The organism is Pseudomonas delhiensis, assembly GCF_900187975.1.
GTDB classification, from domain to species: Bacteria; Pseudomonadota; Gammaproteobacteria; order Pseudomonadales; family Pseudomonadaceae; genus Pseudomonas; species Pseudomonas delhiensis.
Genome location: NZ_FZPC01000009.1, coordinates 18,626 through 37,055, shown reverse-complemented (window position 1 = coordinate 37,055; position 18,430 = coordinate 18,626). Strand labels below are relative to the sequence as shown.

Annotated in this window: 14 protein-coding genes; 8 read left to right on the top strand and 6 right to left on the bottom strand. The window is 67.0% G+C overall.

Annotation, left to right across the window (positions count from 1 at the left end; genetic code table 11):
• The first annotated feature begins 1 nt into the window (after nucleotide 1).
• Nucleotides 2–1,414 (top strand): GABA permease, encoded by a 1,413-nt coding sequence (gabP, locus tag CHC02_RS09820; protein WP_089391290.1) that lies wholly within the window; start codon nucleotides 2–4, stop codon nucleotides 1,412–1,414.
• 392 nt (nucleotides 1,415–1,806) lie between these two features.
• Here the strand turns inward: gabP and CHC02_RS09815 are convergent, their stop codons facing one another.
• From CHC02_RS09815 to CHC02_RS09800, 4 genes are all read right to left on the bottom strand, one after another.
• The gene (locus CHC02_RS09815) at nucleotides 1,807–3,297 is read right to left on the bottom strand and encodes an aldehyde dehydrogenase (RefSeq protein ID WP_089391289.1); all 1,491 of its coding nucleotides are present in this window, start codon (nucleotides 3,295–3,297) and stop codon (nucleotides 1,807–1,809) included.
• Nucleotides 3,290–4,201 (bottom strand): dihydrodipicolinate synthase family protein, encoded by a 912-nt coding sequence (locus tag CHC02_RS09810; RefSeq protein ID WP_089391288.1) that lies wholly within the window; start codon nucleotides 4,199–4,201, stop codon nucleotides 3,290–3,292. Before CHC02_RS09810 ends, CHC02_RS09815 begins: the two co-directional genes overlap by 8 nt.
• A 63-nt stretch (nucleotides 4,202–4,264) precedes the next feature.
• On the bottom strand, nucleotides 4,265–5,593 hold the full coding sequence (locus CHC02_RS09805; protein ID WP_089391287.1) for an MFS transporter: 1,329 nt from the start codon (nucleotides 5,591–5,593) through the stop codon (nucleotides 4,265–4,267).
• 164 nt (nucleotides 5,594–5,757) lie between these two features.
• Complete coding sequence (locus tag CHC02_RS09800) at nucleotides 5,758–7,077, bottom strand: NAD(P)/FAD-dependent oxidoreductase (protein ID WP_089391286.1); 1,320 nt, start codon at nucleotides 7,075–7,077, stop codon at nucleotides 5,758–5,760.
• 710 nt (nucleotides 7,078–7,787) lie between these two features.
• Between CHC02_RS09800 and CHC02_RS09795 the strand changes: the two genes are divergently transcribed.
• Entirely contained in the window at nucleotides 7,788–8,816 is a 1,029-nt protein-coding gene (locus CHC02_RS09795) for a GlxA family transcriptional regulator (protein WP_244160946.1), read from the top strand.
• A gap of 26 nt (nucleotides 8,817–8,842) precedes the next feature.
• Here the strand turns inward: CHC02_RS09795 and CHC02_RS09790 are convergent, their stop codons facing one another.
• Nucleotides 8,843–9,793, bottom strand: coding sequence for a LysR family transcriptional regulator (locus tag CHC02_RS09790; protein WP_089391284.1), 951 nt, complete (start codon nucleotides 9,791–9,793; stop codon nucleotides 8,843–8,845).
• 242 nt (nucleotides 9,794–10,035) lie between these two features.
• On the opposite strand from CHC02_RS09790, the gene CHC02_RS09785 reads away from it, so the two are divergent.
• From CHC02_RS09785 to CHC02_RS09765, 5 genes are all read left to right on the top strand, one after another.
• Nucleotides 10,036–11,247, top strand: a complete 1,212-nt coding sequence (locus tag CHC02_RS09785; protein ID WP_089391283.1) for an aromatic ring-hydroxylating oxygenase subunit alpha — start codon at nucleotides 10,036–10,038, stop codon at nucleotides 11,245–11,247.
• Between the two features lie 518 nt (nucleotides 11,248–11,765).
• Complete coding sequence (locus tag CHC02_RS09780; protein ID WP_089391282.1) at nucleotides 11,766–12,923, top strand: quaternary amine ABC transporter ATP-binding protein; 1,158 nt, start codon at nucleotides 11,766–11,768, stop codon at nucleotides 12,921–12,923.
• Nucleotides 12,924–12,976: 53 nt separating this feature from the next.
• On the top strand, nucleotides 12,977–13,924 hold the full coding sequence (gene proW, locus CHC02_RS09775) for a glycine betaine/L-proline ABC transporter permease ProW (RefSeq protein WP_009620115.1): 948 nt from the start codon (nucleotides 12,977–12,979) through the stop codon (nucleotides 13,922–13,924).
• Between the two features lie 64 nt (nucleotides 13,925–13,988).
• Nucleotides 13,989–15,020: a glycine betaine/L-proline ABC transporter substrate-binding protein ProX gene (proX, locus tag CHC02_RS09770; protein WP_089391281.1), complete on the top strand. Its 1,032-nt coding sequence runs from the start codon at nucleotides 13,989–13,991 to the stop codon at nucleotides 15,018–15,020.
• Nucleotides 15,021–15,087: 67 nt separating this feature from the next.
• Complete coding sequence (locus CHC02_RS09765) at nucleotides 15,088–16,437, top strand: MmgE/PrpD family protein (RefSeq protein ID WP_089391280.1); 1,350 nt, start codon at nucleotides 15,088–15,090, stop codon at nucleotides 16,435–16,437.
• Nucleotides 16,438–16,521: 84 nt separating this feature from the next.
• Here CHC02_RS09765 and CHC02_RS09760 read toward each other — a convergent pair whose 3' ends face one another.
• Complete coding sequence (locus tag CHC02_RS09760; RefSeq protein ID WP_089391279.1) at nucleotides 16,522–17,460, bottom strand: LysR substrate-binding domain-containing protein; 939 nt, start codon at nucleotides 17,458–17,460, stop codon at nucleotides 16,522–16,524.
• 197 nt (nucleotides 17,461–17,657) lie between these two features.
• Between CHC02_RS09760 and CHC02_RS09755 the strand changes: the two genes are divergently transcribed.
• Nucleotides 17,658–18,425 carry an SDR family NAD(P)-dependent oxidoreductase gene (locus tag CHC02_RS09755; protein WP_089391278.1) on the top strand — a complete coding sequence of 256 codons (768 nt, stop codon included), beginning with the start codon at nucleotides 17,658–17,660 and terminating at the stop codon, nucleotides 18,423–18,425.
• Nucleotides 18,426–18,430 lie beyond the last annotated feature (5 nt).

Genomic DNA, 18,430 nt, shown 5'->3' with positions numbered 1-18,430 from the left:
GATGACAACGACAAGAACGCAAATCCGTAATGGCGAACTCGCGCAAGGCTTCAAGCCGAGGCACGTCACCATGCTCTCGATCGCCGGGGTGATTGGCGCAGGGCTGTTCGTCGGCTCGGGGCATGCGATCGCCGCTGCCGGGCCGGCGGCGATCCTGGCCTACGTGCTGGCAGGCACCCTGGTGGTGCTGGTGATGCGCATGCTGGGCGAGATGGCGGTGGCCAGCCCCGACACCGGCTCCTTCTCCACCTATGCCGACCAGGCCATCGGCCGCTGGGCCGGCTTCACCATCGGCTGGCTGTACTGGTGGTTCTGGGTGCTGGTGATCCCCATCGAGGCGATCGCCGCCGGCGTGGTGCTGAACAACTGGTTCCCGCAGGTCGAGGCCTGGTTCTTCGCCCTGGCGATGACCGTGCTGCTGACCACCACCAACCTGTTCAGCGTGGCCAAGTACGGCGAATTCGAGTTCTGGTTCGCCATGCTCAAGGTGATCGCCATCGTGCTGTTCATCGCCCTGGGCTGCGCGGCCCTGGCCGGCGGCCTGCCCGGCCGCGAGGTGAGCGGGCTGGCGCAGCTGATGGCGAGCAACGGCGGCTTCATGCCCAATGGCTGGACGGCGATCATCGGCGCGCTGCTGACCACCATGTTCAGCTTCCTCGGCACCGAGGCGGTGACCATCGCCGCCTCCGAGTCCAGCGACCCGGCGCGGAACATCGCCAAGGCCACCCGCTCGGTGATCTGGCGCATCTGCGTGTTCTACCTGTTGTCGATCTTCGTGATCATCTCGGTGGTGCCCTGGAACGACCCGCTGCTGCCGGTGCAGGGCTCCTACCAGCGCGCGCTGGAGGTGATGCACATCCCCTACGCGAAGTTCCTGGTGGACATGGTGGTGCTGGTGGCGGTGGCCAGTTGCCTGAACTCGTCGATCTACATTTCCTCGCGGATGATCTTCTCCCTGGCCAAGCGTTCCGATGCGCCGGCCTTCCTCCGCCGCACTTCGGCGGCCGGCGTGCCGCGGGCGGCGGTCATCGCCAGCACCTTCATCGGCATGCTGACCACGGCGGTGAACTTCTTCGCCCCGGCCCAGGTGTTCGCCTTCCTGCTGGCCAGCTCCGGCTCCATCGCCCTGCTGGTGTACCTGGTCATCGCCTTCTCCCAGTTGCGCATGCGCTCGCTGCTGCAAAAGCGCAACGCCGAGATCGCCTTCAGGATGTGGCTGTTCCCCTGGCTGACCTGGGCGGTCATCGGCTTCATCGTGTTCGCCCTGGGGGTGATGTTCGTGATGCCGGAACACCGCCTGGAGGTGACTTCCACGCTGGCGCTGGCGGTGGTCATCCTGCTGGTCGGCAACATCAACGCCCGCCGGCATGCCGCGGCAGCCGCGCGCTCCGGCGCGGTGGAGCAGGGCGCCTGATATCCGCGTGAGCGGCGACGGGAGGCCGGGGCCGGCCTCCCGTCCTCGCCGGCAAGGCAGCTACGGTTGGCCGTAGGAGCAACTGCCTTGCAGGCTGCGCCGCCTCTTTCCAACCCGTAGGGCACCGGCGTTCCGGCCAACGGCGGATAACCGCGAACGGTTATTCGCCCTACGGTCGAGCACGGACGTAGGAGCGGACTCTGTCCGCGATTGGCCCCACCGGCCACGCCGAACACCCCGGTAGCACGGCCGACGGCGGATAACCGCGAGCAGTCATGCGCCCTACGGATTTCCAGAGAAACGTCCGAGCCCCATCCGCAGGGCAAACGCCCCCGGCGCCGGGCGGCGCTGGGGGCTGTACTGCGGGTCGGTTCAAGGGGGTGTCGCGGGTATCACGAGGCGTCGATCCAGATGGTCTTGATCTCGGTGTACTGGTCGTGGGCCCAGACCGACTTGTCGCGCCCGCCGAAGCCGGACTCCTTGTAGCCGCCGAAGGGCGTCGAGGCGTCGCCCTCGCCGAAGCAGTTGACGGTGACGATGCCCGCGCGGATTTCCCGGGCCAGGCGCAGGGCGTTGCGCAGGCTGCCGGTGTAGGCCGAGGCGGCCAGGCCGTAGACGGTGTCGTTGGCCAGGTCGATGGCGCCGTCGATGTCGGTGAAGGGGGTGACCGACAGCACCGGGCCGAAGATTTCCTCGCGGAACAGCCGGCTCTGCGGGTCGACGTCGTCGACCACGGTGGGCTCGACGAAGATGTCGCCCTGGGTCTGGCCGCCGTAGACGAAGTCCAGGCGCTCGTTGCGGGCCTGCTCGATGTAGGAGCGCACCTTCTCGAAGTGGGCCTTGCTGACCAGGGCGCCGAGGCGGTTTTGCGGGTCCAGCGGGTCGCCCAGTTTCCACTCGCGCATGTGCACGCCGATGCGTTCGAGCAGGGCGTCCTTGATGTCGGCGTGGACGATCAGGCGCGAGGAGGCCGAGCAGTTCTCGCCCATGTTCCAGAAGGCGCCGTTGACCACGTGCTGGGCGACCTGGTCGAGGTCTTCCACGTCGTTCATCACCACCGCCGGGTTCTTGCCGCCGCACTCCAGCACCACGCGCTTGAGGTTGGATTCCGCGGCGTACTTGAGGAACAGGCGGCCGGTCTCGGTGGAGCCGGTGAAGCTGACCATGGCCACGTCCGGGTGGCGGCCGATGGGCTCGCCGGCGTCCTTGCCGCCGCCGGGCACCACGTTGAACACGCCGGCGGGGATGCCGGCCTGGTGCGCCAGCTCGGCGACGCGCAGGGCGGTAAGGGTGGTCTCCTTGGCCGGCTTGACCACGATGGAGCAGCCGGCGGCCAGCGACGGGCCGATCTTCCAGGCCAGCATCAGCAGCGGGAAGTTCCACGGCAGCACCAGGCCGACCACGCCGATGGGCTCGCGCACCACCATGGTCACGGCGCCGGAGCCCACCGGCGCGGTGCTGTCGTAGATCTTGTCGATCAGCTCGGCGTGCCAACGCAGGGTATGGATGGTCTCCGGCACGTCGATGTTCTGGCATTCGCGCACCGGCTTGCCGCTGTCCAGGCTCTCCATCACCGCCAGCTCGTGGGCGTGGTCTTCGAGCAGCTGGGCGAAGCGTTGCATCACCGCCTTGCGCTCGCCCGGCGAGCGCTTGCTCCAGCGGCCGTCCTCGAAGGCCAGGCGCGCGGCGGCCACGGCCAGGTTGACGTCCTCGGCATCGCAGGCGGCGATGTTGGCAAGCAACTCGCCGGTGGCCGGGTTGGTGGTGGCGAAGGTGCGGCCGGAGACGGCGTCACGGAAGTTGCCGTCGATGAAAGCCCGGGTGGGGAAACGCAGTTCGGCCGCGATGGCGGCGTATTCCGCCTTGCTCAGCAGTTCAGCCATTGTGGGTGCCCTCGGTGATGCGCGCGACTTCGCGCTTGAGTACGGCGACGATCTCTTTCAGCTCGGCCTTCTCGGCCTCGGTCATGCCCTTGAGCGGGGCGCGCACGCCGCCGCTGCGCAGGCCGGCCAGCTCGCAGCCGTACTTGATCGACTGGACGAACTTGCCGCTTTCCAGGAAGTCCATCAGCGGCATCATCGCCGCCATGATGCGGCGGCCCTTGGTGAAGTCGTTCTGCAGCACGCAGGCTTCGTACAGGGCGACATGCTCGCTGGGGATGAAGTTGGAGCCGGCGCAGACCCAGCTGCGCGCGCCCCAGGCGAAGAACTCCAGGGCCTGGTCGTCCCAGCCGCAGGACAGCGCGATCCGCGGGTGCTTGCAGGCCAGGCGGTGCAGTTGGGCGGTGGAGCCGGAGCTTTCCTTGATGGCGACGATGTTCTGGCAGCCGGCGACGGCGGCGAAAAACTCCTCGCCCATGTCCACGCTCATGCGCCCCGGGTAGTTGTACAGCATGATCGGCAGGCCGGCGGCGCCATCGACGGCCAGCACGTGGTCGGCGATTTCCTGCTGGGTGGGCAGGGCATAGGGCGGCGAGCCGACCAGGATGGCGTCGGCCTTGATCTCCCTGGCCGCCTTGGCGTAGGCCACCGAGTCCTCGGTGCGGATGGCGCCGGTGCCGACGATCAGCGGCAGGCGGCCGTTGATGACGTCCCTGGCCTTGGCGGCCAGGTCGAAGCGCTCCTGGGCGGTGTGGGCGTAGTACTCGCCGGTGGAGCCGCCGATGATGATGCCGTGGACCTTCGATGCGATCAGGTATTCCAGCACTTCGGCGAAGGCCTGGTGGTCGATCTGGCCGTCGGCCGCCAGGGGGGTGATTGCCGGGGTGTAGATGCCTTCGAATTTCATGCCGTGTTCTCCAGTGGGGTTGTGGTGGTCGGCCGCCGCGCCTGCCGGCGCGGCGGCCCGGTATCAGGTGAGCGAGGCCGCCTGCTGCAGGTTGAGCGAGCGGGTTTCCGGGGCCAGCGCCCAGGCGAACAGTAGGCCGACCAGGGTGACGATCGCGGCGGCGTACATGGTCTGGGCGATGCCCAGGCCGTCCAGGGACATGGGCACCAGGTAGGTGCCGACCGCGGCGCCGACCCGCGACAGCGAGGTGCCGACACCGACCGCGCAGGCGCGGATCTCGGTGGGGAACAGCTCGTTCGGGTAGACCAGCTGCAGCACCTGGGCGCCGCCGATGAACAGGGCGTAGGCGCCGAACAGCACGAGGATCACCACTTCGGACGAGGCGTGGAAGGCGCCCAGGCCGAGCAGCGCCAGGCCGGACCAGAGGAAGCTGTAGATGAGCATGCTGCGCCGGCCGACGACGTTGATCAGCCTGGTGGCGATGATGCAGCCCACCACGAACAGCAGGGTGATGGCCTCCGAGCCGAAGGCGGCCCAGTCACCCGCGAGGTTCAGCGCCAGCAGGACCTTGGGCGCGAAGGCGTAGACCGCGAACACCGGGATCACCGAGCAGGTCCAGAACATGCTGACGAACAGCATGCGCTTGCCATAGCCCGAGTGCAGCAGGTTCCACACCGAGAGCTTCTTCTGCTTGGGCTGCTCGGGCAGGTTCTTCAGCGAGAAGGCCGGCCCGTAGACCGCCTTGATGACCTGCTCGGCCTCGGCCGCGCGGCCCTTGCCCAGCAGCCAGCGCGGCGACTCCGGGGTGCCCAGGCGCACCAGGAACAGCGCCGCGCCTATCACCGAGGCGCTGGCCAGCACCAGGCGCCAGGCGTCGTCGCCGCCATGCTTGAGCAGGTAGTTGCCGACCATGTAGGCCAGCGCGGCGCCGGCGAACCAGAGGATGGTCAGGGTGGCCAGGCGGGGGCCGCGGTATTTCTTCGGCAGGAACTCCACCAGCAGGGAGGTGGCGACCGGGTATTCGATGCCCACGCCGACGCCGATGAGCAGGCGCAGCAGGAACAGCGCCAGGGCCGAGTCCACCCAGTACTGCGCCACCGAGCTGAGGATGAACAGGGTAGGGCCGACGAAGAAGATGCGCTTGCGCCCGAAGCGGTCGGTCAGCCAGCCGCCGACGAAGCCGCCGAAGAAGATCCCGATCAGCGCCGCGGCGGCGATCAGGCCCTGCCAGAGCGCGCTCAGGCCCAGGGCCGTGGTCATCTGCACCATGGACACGCCGATGATGCTGAGCACGTAGCCATCGACGAAGGAGCCGCCGCCGGAGCGGATCGTCAGTAGCTTGTGGAAGCCGTTGAGGGGAACGTCTTCGATGGATGGAGTCGTAATTGTCATTGTTTTCCTCGTTTCAGGTTTCCCGGAAGCCGCAGCGCGCGCCCGGCAGCCGAAGGCGCTTCGGCCGGCGGGTACGCATCGCTGCGGCTTCAGGTCTGCACGCCGGGAATCGTGTCGTGCGGCCAATCTCGGCCGGACGTTCCCTGGCAAATGACCGGCGGGGCTCAGCTTTCCTTGCCGGCGCGGTATTGCCCCCATTTCAGGTTCAGGTTGACGCCCGCGGAGAGGAACGGCTCCGGCGGGTTGGCATTGGGGCCCGGCGAGTTCAGCAGGAAGTCGATGAGCTCGCTGCGCTCGCCGGCCAGCCAGTCGGCCAGGAGCTTGCCGGTGACCGTGCCGCGGGTAACACCCAGGCCGTTGCAGCAAAGCGCGCCATAGACGTTGGCGGCCAGTTGCCCGAAGTAGCCCGAATGGTTCCGCGACAGGGCCAGCGCGCCGCCCCAGGTGTATTCGAAATCGACCTCGGGCAGCATCGGGAAGCGGTTGGCGAAGGAGGCCTGGTGGCGGTTGACGAAGCGCTCCAGGTACTTGGCGTTGCTGCGCCCGTCGGGGTTGAAGCTGAAACTGTTGCGGATCAGCAGGCGGTTGTCGGGCGTGCGGCGCACGGTGGTGCCGAACGGGTCCGCCGGGATGACGCCCCAGTAGGGCTTGCCGCCGAGGCTCGCCTGTTCCTCGGCGGTCAGCGGGCGGGTGATGCTGGCGTAGGTGAAGATCGGCAGCATCTTGCCGCGCAGGAAGCCGAAGCTCATGCCGAAGGCGTTGTTGGTGAGCACCAGGCGGTCGGCGACGAAGCTGCCATGGGCGTGCCGGAGCACGACCTTGTCGCCGTACTCCACCTCGGTGATGGGGGTGTTCTCGTAGAGGCTGACGTTCGCCGGCAGGCTGTCCGCCAGGCCCTTGACCAGGGCGGAGGGCTGGATGAGCACGGTGCCGGGGGTGAACAGGGCCTTGCGGTAGAAATGCGTGCCGATGTGCTCGGGCAGCGCGTCGGCCTCGATCATCTCGTAGGCCTGGCCGAGCCGGTCCAGGCCGCGGCGATAGGCTTCCAGCACGGCGATGCCGCGGTCCTCGATGGCCGCCTGATATTTGCCGCAGGCTTTCATCTGGCAATCGATGCCGTGCCGTTCCACCTGATCGCGCAGCAGGTCCTGGCCCATCAGGTTGAGCTTGAGGCTGGTCCTGGCGATGTCGATGTCGCCGATGTAGTCGTCGGCGCCGATGTCATGGGGCAGGTCGATGGCGAAGCCGGCATTGCGCCCGGAGGTGCCGAAGCCCACTTCCTGGGCCTCGACCAGGACGATTTCCTCATGGGGGAAGTGCAACGCCAGCTGGCGCGCCGCGGCCAGCCCGGTGAAGCCCGCTCCGACGATCACCCAAGGCGCCGAAGTCTGGCCGGTATGCGCGGGCCTGGGTTGTCTGGCCTTGCTCAGGTGGTACCAGCCACAGCTTTTGTCATCGGCAGGTAAATGGGTGATCTTCGTCATTTCAGGGGCCTGTTCTATTTATTTCAGCCAATAGCTATCCGTTGCGTGGAGTGACTCACTCACGCGAGAAAACCAGAGCCGGGGGATTACCCGAGTTTCACTGTTGCGGCGCGGCCTCGATGCCGGCGTCTGTGCGACGCTTCGAAGGACGCCTTGAAGATGTCCGCTGTGGCTTGCGGGTCGTGTCGTTGGTTGCTGTCGATCATCCGCGCATGCGGGGCGCGGGCAGGACCTCCTGCCCGTTGCCGGCGATCCCTGCCGTTCGTGGAATGACTATAGGGAGCGCGCCGATGGGGTGTCTAATTACATTTTCTGGGATCAATTCATACGCATACAGCGGGTTTCGGGCGCCGAAGAGGCGCTGGCGAGGGCCCCTGGCGCCTCTGTCGGCCCGGCATTTCCCAGCTGGAAATCACTGGGTTTTCTTTGCGGACACAGGCGTTTCCACTGCCGGGGCGGGGGTTCCTGCCTGCTATGACGCGAGCGGGGTCGGCGCGAGCCGAGGCCGCTCGGGGGCCGGCCATGACCGGGATCGAGGGTTTGCGCGTGCCTGTGGGCCGCGTGGGGGAGTGGTCGGAGGCAGACCGCCTGTATAACATTTGCCTACGGACGGTATACAGAACAGCCCTCGCCGCGCCGCCCTGCCAGGCCCACCGCGAGGCTGATGAACGCCGCAACTGCCCACAAGAACTCATAGAGGCTGCCCAACGGTGGAAAGACGACAATTCAGCGAAGCCATGCAAGGCAAGAATCTCCGCTTCATGGCCGAGAAGAAGGCGGAGCCGCAGCGCCAGCGGCGCGTGGGCTTCGTCCTGCTGGAACACTTTTCACTGCCGGCTTTCACCCAGGCGCTGGATACGCTGGTCACCGCCAACCTGATCCGTGAGGGCGCCTTCTCGACGCGCACCTTCAGCCTGGACGGCGAGCCGGTGACCAGCGACCTGGGCCTGGTCATCTGCCCCTCCGCGGCCCTGGAGAGCCGCCACCTGGACCTGGACCTGCTGGTGGTCTGCGGCGGCTTGCGCACGCCGCTGCGCGAGCTGCCTTCGCTCAACCGCCTGCTGCAGCTCGCCGATGACCGGGGCGTGGGGCTGGCCGGCCTGTGGAACGGCGCCTGGTTCCTCGGCAAGGCGGGGCTGCTGGACCGCCACAAATGCGCGGTGCACCCGGAAAACCGCGCGGCCCTCGCCGAGGTGGCGAGGAACAGCGTGGTGACCGCCGAGAGCTACATCGTCGACGGCAACCGCCTGACCGCGGGAAGCCCGACCGGCGCCTTCAACATGGTGCTGGAATGGATCAACCGCCTGTATGGCCGCGAGCTGGTCGACGGCGTGGTGGACATCCTGGCCTTCGAGGAATCCCGCTACCGGCGGACCCGCCCGGCATTGCACGAGAAGATGTCGCAACCGCTGCGCGACGTGCTCAACCTGATGAGCGCGAACATCGAGGAGCCGCTGAGCACCGACCAGTTGTCCCAGTGCGTCGGCCGCTCCAAGCGCCAGCTCGAACGCCTGTTCCAGGAGCAGATGGGGACCTCGCCGGTGCGTTACTACCTGGAGCTGCGCATCACCGAGAGCCGCCGCCTGCTGCAGCACTCGGACCTGTCCCTGGTCGAGGCGGCGCTGGCCTGCGGCTTCGTTTCGCCGAGCCACTTCAGCAAGTGCTACACCTCGTTCTTCGGCTACCCGCCGTCGAAGGAAATCCGCCACGGCTGCGTGCGCTCCGGCAGGGCGAAGTAGCGGGGCGGGCCGCCGGGCCCGGCCGCTCAGAACTGCGCCATGAGCCAGTCACGCAGGCGCAGGCAGGCGTCGTCGTTTTCCTTGTCCTCGTTGAAGGTCAGGTAGTGCTGGCTGTCGTGCAGCACCACTTCCTGCTCCACGGGGCGCACCAGCGAACCCTCGGCCACCAGGTGCCCCACCAGGTGGTTCCAGCCCAGCGCCACGCCCTGGTGGCTTAGGACCATCTGCACCAGCAGGTTGTAGTCGTTGGCGTTGAAGAAGTGCGGGCGCTTGCCCGTGCCGTTGTCCAGGTCGATGTTCTGGAAGGCCATCCATACGCTCCAGTCGACGTGCTCGGCCACCTGCGAGCGGCCGTAGGGGCTGAGGTTGAGCAGCACGCCTTCGCACAGGCCTTCCAGGCTGGCGATCTCCGGATGCTGGGCGAGGTAGGCCGGGCTGCACACCGGGTAGATCACGTCGTGGACCAGCGGGTAGCTGCGGTAGCCCTCGCGGATCCTCGCCATCTTGGTGATGAAGATGTCGGGCCGGGTTCCCGGCTCCATGGAGAGGAAGTTCTGAGTGGTGATCAGGTTCAGCTCCACGTCCGGGTTGGCCTCGAAGAAGCCCGGCAGGCGGTGGGCGAGCCAGAGCGCCGAGAAGGCCGGTGAGCAGCAGAGGGTGACGATCGACTTGGACGTGCTGTTGTGCCGGATGCGTTCGGCCGCCTGGGAGATGTTGACGAACGACAGCTGCACGGCGTCGAAGAAGATCGAGCCGGCCGGGGTCAGCTCCACCGCGCGGCCCACGCGCTTGAACAGGTCGGCGCCCAGGTAGGTTTCCAGCTCGCGGATCTGCCGGCTGATCGCAGCCTGGGTGACGCACAGCGCCTCGGCCGCCCGGGTGAAGTTCTGGTACTTGGCCGCGGCCACGAAGGACTTCACTGCGCGCAGCGACGGCATCTTGATCAGCGTCTGATCGGGTTCGGTGTGTTTGACCATAACTTCAGGTAATCAAGACCTTGGAAAAAATGTCGGTTCTTTCGCGTCGGCCCCGGTCCTAGACTGCCGCAAATGCTGTGATCGCGGCGGGCTGGCAGGCTCCGTGGATGGAGGTTAGCCGAAGCGACCGACGACAGAAAGCCTCCGCGCCGCAGGGCCCTTCTGCCAGCGCCGGACGCCGCCGCTGGCCGATCCACGCATGCACCGATACAAACCGCGTCTGTTCTGGAGTGCATACAACAATGGATAAGAAAGCCGCTGTGCTCGACCTGATTCGCCAACGCAAGGCCCGCCACGCGCTGCCCCGCGCGGTCTATAGCGATCCCGAGGTGTACCGCCAGGACCTGGAGCAGCTCTGGCACAAGGAGTGGATCTTCGCCGGCCACACCTTCGAGCTGGAGAAGCCGGGCCAGTACCTGACGCTGCAGATCGGCGACTATCCCATCGCCGTGGTGCGCGGCGGCGATGGCCAGGTCCGGGCGTTCCACAACGCCTGCCGGCACCGTGGCTCCAAGGTGTGCACGGAGAACAGCGGCAAGGTGGCCAAGCTGGTCTGCCCCTACCACAAATGGGTGTTCGACCTGGACGGCAAGCTGCTGTTCGCCGGCAACATGGGCCCGGAGTTCAACCCGGCCGACTACGGCCTGAAGCTGGCGCACTGCGAGGTGGTGAACACCTACATCTACGTGTGCGTCGCCGAAGCCGCGCCGGACTTTGCGCGCTTCCGCGATGCAGTCTCGCCCTTCATCGGGCCGCACAACCTGGAAGACTGCAAGGTCGCCTTCGAATCCAACCTGGTCGAGCGCGGCAACTGGAAGCTGGTGTTCGAGAACAACCGCGAGTGCTACCACTGCGACGGCACCCACCCGGAGCTGCTCAACTCCTTCGTCGAGAACCTTTCCGTGGCCGGCGTGGGCGGCGAGGAAGACCCCGAGCTGAGCGCCCACTGGGACCGCTGCGAGGCCGCCGGCCTGCCCAGCCGCCTGGTGATGGACGAAGCCGGGCAGTTCCGCATGACGCGCATCCCGCTCTCGGCCGGCGCCGTGAGCTACACCATGGACGGCAAGCCGGCGGTGGCGCGGCGCCTGGACAAGAGCGGCGAGCCGAACATCGGCGCGCTGCTGTACTTCAACTACCCCTCCACCTGGAACCATTTCCTCGGCGATCACGCCCTGAGCTTCCGCGTGCTGCCCCAGGGCCCCAACGAGACACTGGTGACCACCAAGTGGCTGGTGCCCAAGGATGCCCAGGAAGGCATCGACTACGACCTGGAACGCCTGACCCGCGTGTGGATCGCCACCAACGACCAGGACCGGCGCCTGGTCGAGGGCGCGCAGGCGGGGGTGAACTCGCCGGCGTACGAGCCCGGTCCGTACTCCTCGATTGCCGAGAACGGCGTCTGCCAGTTCGTGGACTGGTACTGCACCCAGATGGCCGGCCGCCTGGCTGACTGATCGGCCGTGCCGTCGGGGCGTCCGGCGTGGCCGGCGCCCTACGGACTTCCAGAGAAACCTTCTCGCGCACCGGAGCGCCCCTTCAGAAGGCCAAGCGAAACCGGCGCTCAGGAGGTCATGCGGCATGGATGTCGCGAGAGCCCCGGTGGGCTACAGGGACGTACCCCTCGGGGCGGGCCTCCGTGGCGGGGGAATTCGCGAGGGTAGCCCGGCTTCATCGGGCCGGCGCAAACACCGCAAACGCCCGTGGCGCAGGGCGCGGGCCCGGATCAATAACATCAAGTTATGGTTTTGAGCGAACAAATGTCGTTGGACGCTCGACAGGCAGAACCCTAATTTGAAGACACGCCGCCGTCGCCTTCGACGGCCGCTGTAAAGCCTTGCAGGAGCTTCTGCAGAACGGAAGGGCCGCCTCACCACAGCGGCCGTGATTCTTCCGACGGTACCGGTGCTACGAGGCCGTAAGGTCCCCCGCAGCAAGACCTTGGCCACAAGAATAAGCATAAGGTGAGGAACGTATGAGTCAGACCGACGATATCCTTTCGGTACGCAACATCTTCAAGGTCTTCGGGCCGCGCCCGAACGAGGCGATGGAGATGCTGCGCAAGGGCGCTGACAAGAACGAGATATTCCGCAAGTCCGGGCATGTCGTCGGGGTGTTCGATGCCAGCTTCTCGGTCAAGCGTGGCGAGATCTTCGTCATCATGGGCCTGTCCGGCTCCGGCAAGTCCACCATGGTGCGCCTGTTCAACCGGCTGATCGAGCCCACCTCCGGCAGCATCCACCTCAACGGCCGCGAGATCACCGGGCTGTCGGACAAGGCCCTGCTCGACGTGCGGCGCAAGGAAATGGGCATGGTGTTCCAGTCCTTCGCGCTGATGCCGCACATGAGCGTGCTGGAGAACACCGCCTTCGGCCTGGAGATCGCCGGGGTAGGGGAGCAGGAACGCCACAGCCGGGCCCGCGAGGCGCTGCGCCAGGTGGGCCTGGAGGGGCACGAGCACAGCTACCCGCACCAGCTCTCCGGCGGCATGCAGCAACGCGTCGGCCTGGCGCGGGCGCTGGCCAACGACCCCACCATCCTGCTCATGGACGAAGCCTTCTCGGCGCTCGACCCGCTGATCCGCAACGAGATGCAGGGCGAGCTGATGCGCCTGCAGGCCGAGCAGCAGCGCACCATCATCTTCATCTCCCACGACATCGAGGAAGCCATCCGCATCGGCCACCGCATCGCGATCATGGAAGGCGGCCGCGTAGTGCAGATCGGCACTCCCCAGGAGCTGCTAAACCAGCCCGCCAACGACTACGTCAGGACCTTCTTCAAGGGCTTCGACAGCTCGCGGGTGCTCAAGGCCGGCGACGTCGCCGAGCTCGACCAGGCGCTGCTCTGTCGCCTCAACGGCAAGGGGCCGCAACCCAGGGCCGGCGTGCCGTACAGCTACCTGGTCAACGAGCGGAACCAACTGATGGGCGTCATGGGCGCCGAAGGCGGCGCCGCAGGCGAGGGGCACTACACCCTGCACGAGCAGCGCCCGGTCTACACCGACACGCCGCTGCACGACGTGCTCGACATCGTCGCCGAGCTGCCCTACCCGGTGCCGGTTCTGGACCGCAGCGGCGCGCTGCACGGCACCATCTCCAAGAACCAGCTGTTGCAGACCCTCAGCCGGCACTGAGCGCAGCCTTGCGCAACAGCCGTCCTCGTCATTCCTAGAAGCAGGTAGCGAGCATGTCCGAGTCCAGTTTCCTCGATCCCTTCCAGAACGCGGTCATTCCGCTGGGCGATTGGGTCGAAACCAGCCTGAATTTCCTGGTCCGCAATTTCCGCGATGTCTTCCACGCCATTCGCTGGCCCATCGACCATGTGCTCAACGGTTTCGAGTACGTGCTGCAGAGCGTTCCGCCGACGATCGCCATCGTGCTGGCGGCGCTGTTCGGCTGGCAGCTCGCCGGGCCGCGCATGGGCGCGCTGTGCGCCGTCACCCTGACCTTGCTGGGGCTGATCGGCGTGTGGTCCGAGTCGATGACCACGCTTTCGCTGGTGCTGACTTCCGTACTCTTCTGCGCCGTGATCGGCATCCCGCTGGGCATCCTCTCCGCCCGCAGCGACCGTATCGAGCGCATCGTGCGCCCGCTGCTCGATGCCATGCAGACGCTGCCGGCGTTCGTCTACCTGGTGCCGGTGGTGATGCTGTTCGGCATCGGCAACGTGCCGGGCGTGCTGGTCACCATCGTGTTCGCCGTGCCGCCGCTGGTGCGCCTGACCAACCTGGGCATCCGCCAGGTGCCCGAAGACAAGATCGAGGCGGCCCGCGCCTTCGGCTGCACGCCGCGGCAGATGCTGATGCGCGTCCAGCTGCCGCTGGCCACCCCGACCATCATGGCCGGAGTGAACCAGACGCTGATGCTGTCGCTGTCGATGGTGGTGATCGCCTCGATGATCTCCGTCGGCGGGCTCGGCCAGATGGTCCTGCGCGGCATCGGCCGCCTGGACATGGGCCTGGCCACGGTCGGCGGCGTCGGCCTGGTGCTGCTGGCGATCTTCCTCGACCGCCTGACCCAGGCCATGGGCGAACGCACCCGTTCCGACCCGAGCCGCCGCTGGTACCACAGCGGCCCGGTGGGCCTGCTGCTGCGTCTGTTCGGCAGCCAGCCGGTGCCGCACAAGGCGGCCTGAACGAGCCGCCGCTGCTTTGCATTCATTCTGCCGACCCAACGAAAAGAACAAGAGGTATACAGCGATGCATTTCGAGACGTTCAAGAACAAGCTTGTGCACTGTGCCGCGGCCATCACCCTGGGCATGGTGTCGCTGTACGGGATGGCCGCCTCGGCGGACAAGCCGGGGGAGGGCGTGAAGGTCACGCCGATCTTCCCGCCGATCGCCGAGGAGCGCTTCCGCGGCGAGTTGGCCATGGCCGGGCTGCGCGAGCTGGGCTACGACGTGCAGGAGCCGAAGGAAACCGAATACGCGGCGATGATGGTGGCGCTGTCCTACGGCGACGCGGACTTCACCGTGCACTTCTGGGACAAGCTGCACGACGCCTTCTACCAGAAGGTCGACGGGCCGCACACGCTGGTCAAGGCCGGCGACGTGATCCCCGGTGTGCTGCAGGGCTACCTGATCGACAAGAAGACCGCCGAGCGGTACCACATCCGCTACATCACCGACCTGAAGAAACCGGAGATCGCCAAGCTGTTCGACACCGACGGCGACGGCAAGGCCAACCTGACCGGCTGCAACCCGGGCTGGGGCTGCGAACTGGTGATCTCCCACCACATGAAGGCCTATGACCTGGAGAAGAGCGTCAACGTCAACCAGGGCTCCTACTTCGCCCTGATGGCCGACACCATCGCCCGCTACAAGCAGGGCCAGCCGATCCTCTACTTCACCTGGGTGCCGCAGTGGATCGCCGGCGTGCTGGTGGAAGGCCGCGACGTGGTCTGGCTGGAGGTGCCCAAGACCGACCTGCCCGACGGCAACAACGACGTGAACACCACCTACCAGGGCAAGAACCTGGGCTTCGCCATCGACAAGGTGGAGGCGCTGCTGAACAAGGACTTCGCCGACAAGAACCCGGTCGCGCTCAAGTTCCTTTCGCAGCTGCAGATCAGCGCCGACGACGAAAGCCAGCAGAACCTGCGCATGCAGAAGGGTGAGAACAAGCCGGCCGACGTTCGCCGCCACGCCCAGGAATGGATCGCTGCCCACCGCCAGCAGTGGGACGGCTGGCTGCAGGCCTCGCGCGCGGTCGCCAGCCAGGCCAAGCAGTGACGCCAACGGGTGCCCGCCGCCGGGCACCCGTTCCTCCGATTCCCGATACCCGTCTGTGGAGCCCCACATGTCGCTCTATTCGTTCGTCCGTGAATTCCGCTTCGAGCAGGCGCCCGCGCACACCCGCGAACTCATGCAGACCTGCCTGCTGGACATCCTCGGCGTCGCCGCCGGCGCCCGCGACAACGCCACCAACCAGGCGCTGCGCCGTTATGCCTTGAACCACTACCCGGCGGGCGTGCTTTCCAGCCGCCTGCTGTTCGACGGCCGCGCGGTGCACCCGCTGGGCGCGGCCTGGGCCGGCGGCTTCTGCGTCGACAGCCTGGATGCCCACGAGGGCCACTTCACCTCCAAGGGCCACGCCGGCGCCACCGTGGTGCCGGCGCTGCTGGCCTTGGTGGACGCCTGTCGCCAGCAGGGACGCACCATCAGCGGCGCGGAGCTGCTCAGCGCCCTGACCATCGGCTACGAAACCGCCCTGCGCGCCGGCGCCGCGCTCATGGCCACGGCACCGCAATACCACGCCTCGGGCGCATTCTCCGGCATCGGCGTGGTGTGTGGCGGCGCGCGCCTGTTGGGCTTCGACGAACAGCAGTTCCGCCACGCCCTGGGCATTGCTGAATACTTCGGCCCGCGCTGCCCGATGATGCGCCTGGTGGACCACCCCTCCATGCTGCGGGACGCCCATGGCGCCGGCGCCTTCGCCGGCCTCAACGCGCTGCTGCTGGCCGAGGCCGGCGTCACCGGGGCCCCAGCCGAGACGGTCGAATTCGACGAGGTCGCCGACCACTGGTGCGACCTGGGCCAGCGCTGGGAGATCGACGCCCAGTACTTCAAGCCCTGGCCGGTGTGCCGCTGGGCCCAGCCGGCGCTGACCGCACTGACCGCACTGATTGCCGAGCACCCGCAGATCCGTGGCGAGAACATCGAGCGCATCAAGGTGCAGACCTTCCACGAATCCATGCGTTTGCAGGGGCACACGCCGGCCAACGCCGATGAGGCGCAGTACGCCCTGGCCTTCCCGCTGGCGGCCCTGGCCGTGCGCGGCCAGGTGGGGCCGCTGGAAGTGACCGGGGGCGCGGTGCACGCCTCGGACATCCTGGCCGTCAGCCAGCGCGTCGACATCGTCGAAAGCGACGAGCTTTCCGCGCGCTTCCCCAACGAGATTCTTTCGCGGGTCTCGGTGTCGCTCAAGGACGGCCAGGTCTTCACCAGTCCGGTGACCGCGGCCAAGGGCGACCCTGCCACCGCCATGAGCCGCGAAGAGTTCCGCGCCAAGTTCGACCTGCTGGCCGGCATCACCCTGGACGAGGCCCTCCGGCAGGAGATCGCCGGGGCGATAGCGGCGCTGCCCAGCAGCGCCGATTGCGAAGGCTTGTTCGGGCTGCTGTTCGAGGCGGCCGGGCAGGGCGCCTGAACCCCGCGGCCGGATGGCCATCGTCTGTAGCGATGGCCTTCACCGCGATGGTCGCCGCCTTGCCCAGCGCCAGGCGGCGCCCTGCTACGGGGCAGGGCTTCTCAGCGCCTGGGTCTGCGCCAGCAGCCACTCGCGCAGCATGCGGATGCCCGTCGAGCCGGCCAGGTCGCGGCGGCAGACGAAGTAGTGCTTCCTGTCGTCGGCGAAGCAGGTTTCCTGCAGGGGGCGCACCAGCCTGCCACTGTCCAGCTGCGGCTGGACCAGGTGGCGCCAGGCCAGGCCGACGCCGACCTCCTGGTGCACCGCGTCCATGAGCATGGAGAAGTGGCTGAAGTTCATGGTCTCCCGGCTTCTGGATGCGTCCAGGCCGAACTGCCGCAGCCAGAACGCCCAGTCGATGGGCGCCCACAGCCTGGCTTTCCAGTGGCTCGCGCTGAGGTTGAGCAGGGTGGCGTCCAGCAGGCCCGGCAACGTCGCGACCTGGGGATGCTGCTCGAGAAAGCCCGGGGTGCAGACCGGGAACACCTCCTCGGAAAACAGGTACTCGGCCACGTAGCGCGGGTGCTCTTCCAGCCCCAGGGTCACCGCCGCCGTGAAGTTCTCCTGGTAGTCGGGGTTGCCCTCGGTGCTGATCAGGTGCAGCTGCAGTTCGGGATATTGCGCGCGCAGCTGCTTCAACCGCGGCATCAGCCACAGCTGGGCGAAGGCCGTGGTGGTGATCAGGGCGAGATGATCCTGGCCGTTGCGCCGCAGCAGGTCGCTGGAGGCATTGGCGATGTGGTGCAGGGCCGATGACGCGGCCAGGTACAACGCATGCCCATCGTCGGTGAGTTCGACCCTGCGGTTGCCGCGCAGGAACAGCTTGAGCCCGTAGAACTCCTCCAGCACCTGGATCTGGCGGCTGACCGCCGCCTGGGTCACGTAGAGCTCTTGCGCCGCCATCTTGAAACTGCCGTGGCGGGCTGCGGCCTCGAAAGTCCGCAGCGCATTCAGTGGCGGCAGCGAATGCCGGAGGTTGCCCATGGAGGTTCACCCGCTCTGGAAGGACGCCTGGGCAGTTAAGCAAAACTCAAGTGTACAGGGCAGTACTTTATCGTTTTCTTCCCATGCATGGGTTTTCGGTTAATCAAAAGTCAATCGAATGCGCCGCAGAAGTCGTTTGTCGCCGGCCCCCGGCCTGTCGATCATCTGCCTCACACATCCCACTGAGGTACAAGGCAATGCGGTTCGAAAACAAGATTGTCGTGATTACCGGTGGTGCCGGCGGCGTGGGCCAGGCGCTGGTACGGCTGTTCGCCGCCGAAGGGGCTCGGCTGATGATCTCGGACATCAATACCGAGGGCTGCCAGGCCATGGTCGACGAGGCACGCGCCCTGGGCGCCGAGGCCGAATGCCTGGCCGGCAACCTGCGCGAGAAGGAATATTGCGAGGCGATCGTCGCCCGGGCGGTCGAGCGCTTCGGCGGCGTCGACATCCTGCTCAACAATGCCGGCATCATCCCCCGCGGCACGGTCGAGGAAACCACCGACGAGATGTGGTTCACGGCGATGGACGTCAACCTCAACGCCGTGTTCTTCCTCTGCCGCGCGGCCATACCGCACATGAAGCGGCGCGGCGGCGGCGCCATCGTCAATACTTCCTCGGTGTGGGGCATCTATCCGGGGCCCGGACATGTCGCCTACTGCACCAGCAAGGGCGCGGTGGCCGCGCTGACCAGGAACCTGGGCCGGGATGCCGCGCCCTTCGGCATCCGCGTCAACGCCGTGTGCCCGCACGAGATCAACACGCCGATGATCCGCAGCGGCTTCGAGCGCCGTGGCCTGGACCCGCAGAAGGCCATCGAGGAACTGAACAGGACCGTGCCCCTTGGCCGCATCGCGGAACCGGAGGACATCGCCGACGTGATCGCCTTCCTTGCCTCCGACCAGGCGCGCTACATCGCCGCGGAAACGCTCGAAGTCACCGGCGCCAAACCGGTTTCGGGCTGAGGAGG

Bases quoted from the DNA above. Each gene is read 5' to 3' on its own strand.
- gabP (WP_089391290.1), top strand. From the start codon at position 2: ATGACAACGACAAGAACGCAAATCCGTAATGGCGAACTCGCGCAAGGC.
- CHC02_RS09815 (WP_089391289.1), bottom strand. From the start codon at position 3,297: ATGGCTGAACTGCTGAGCAAGGCGGAATACGCCGCCATCGCGGCCGAA.
- CHC02_RS09810 (WP_089391288.1), bottom strand. From the start codon at position 4,201: ATGAAATTCGAAGGCATCTACACCCCGGCAATCACCCCCCTGGCGGCC.
- CHC02_RS09805 (WP_089391287.1), bottom strand. From the start codon at position 5,593: ATGACAATTACGACTCCATCCATCGAAGACGTTCCCCTCAACGGCTTC.
- CHC02_RS09800 (WP_089391286.1), bottom strand. From the start codon at position 7,077: ATGACGAAGATCACCCATTTACCTGCCGATGACAAAAGCTGTGGCTGG.
- CHC02_RS09790 (WP_089391284.1), bottom strand. From the start codon at position 9,793: ATGGTCAAACACACCGAACCCGATCAGACGCTGATCAAGATGCCGTCG.
- CHC02_RS09785 (WP_089391283.1), top strand. From the start codon at position 10,036: ATGGATAAGAAAGCCGCTGTGCTCGACCTGATTCGCCAACGCAAGGCC.
- CHC02_RS09780 (WP_089391282.1), top strand. From the start codon at position 11,766: ATGAGTCAGACCGACGATATCCTTTCGGTACGCAACATCTTCAAGGTC.
- proW (WP_009620115.1), top strand. From the start codon at position 12,977: ATGTCCGAGTCCAGTTTCCTCGATCCCTTCCAGAACGCGGTCATTCCG.
- proX (WP_089391281.1), top strand. From the start codon at position 13,989: ATGCATTTCGAGACGTTCAAGAACAAGCTTGTGCACTGTGCCGCGGCC.
- CHC02_RS09765 (WP_089391280.1), top strand. From the start codon at position 15,088: ATGTCGCTCTATTCGTTCGTCCGTGAATTCCGCTTCGAGCAGGCGCCC.
- CHC02_RS09760 (WP_089391279.1), bottom strand. From the start codon at position 17,460: ATGGGCAACCTCCGGCATTCGCTGCCGCCACTGAATGCGCTGCGGACT.
- CHC02_RS09755 (WP_089391278.1), top strand. From the start codon at position 17,658: ATGCGGTTCGAAAACAAGATTGTCGTGATTACCGGTGGTGCCGGCGGC.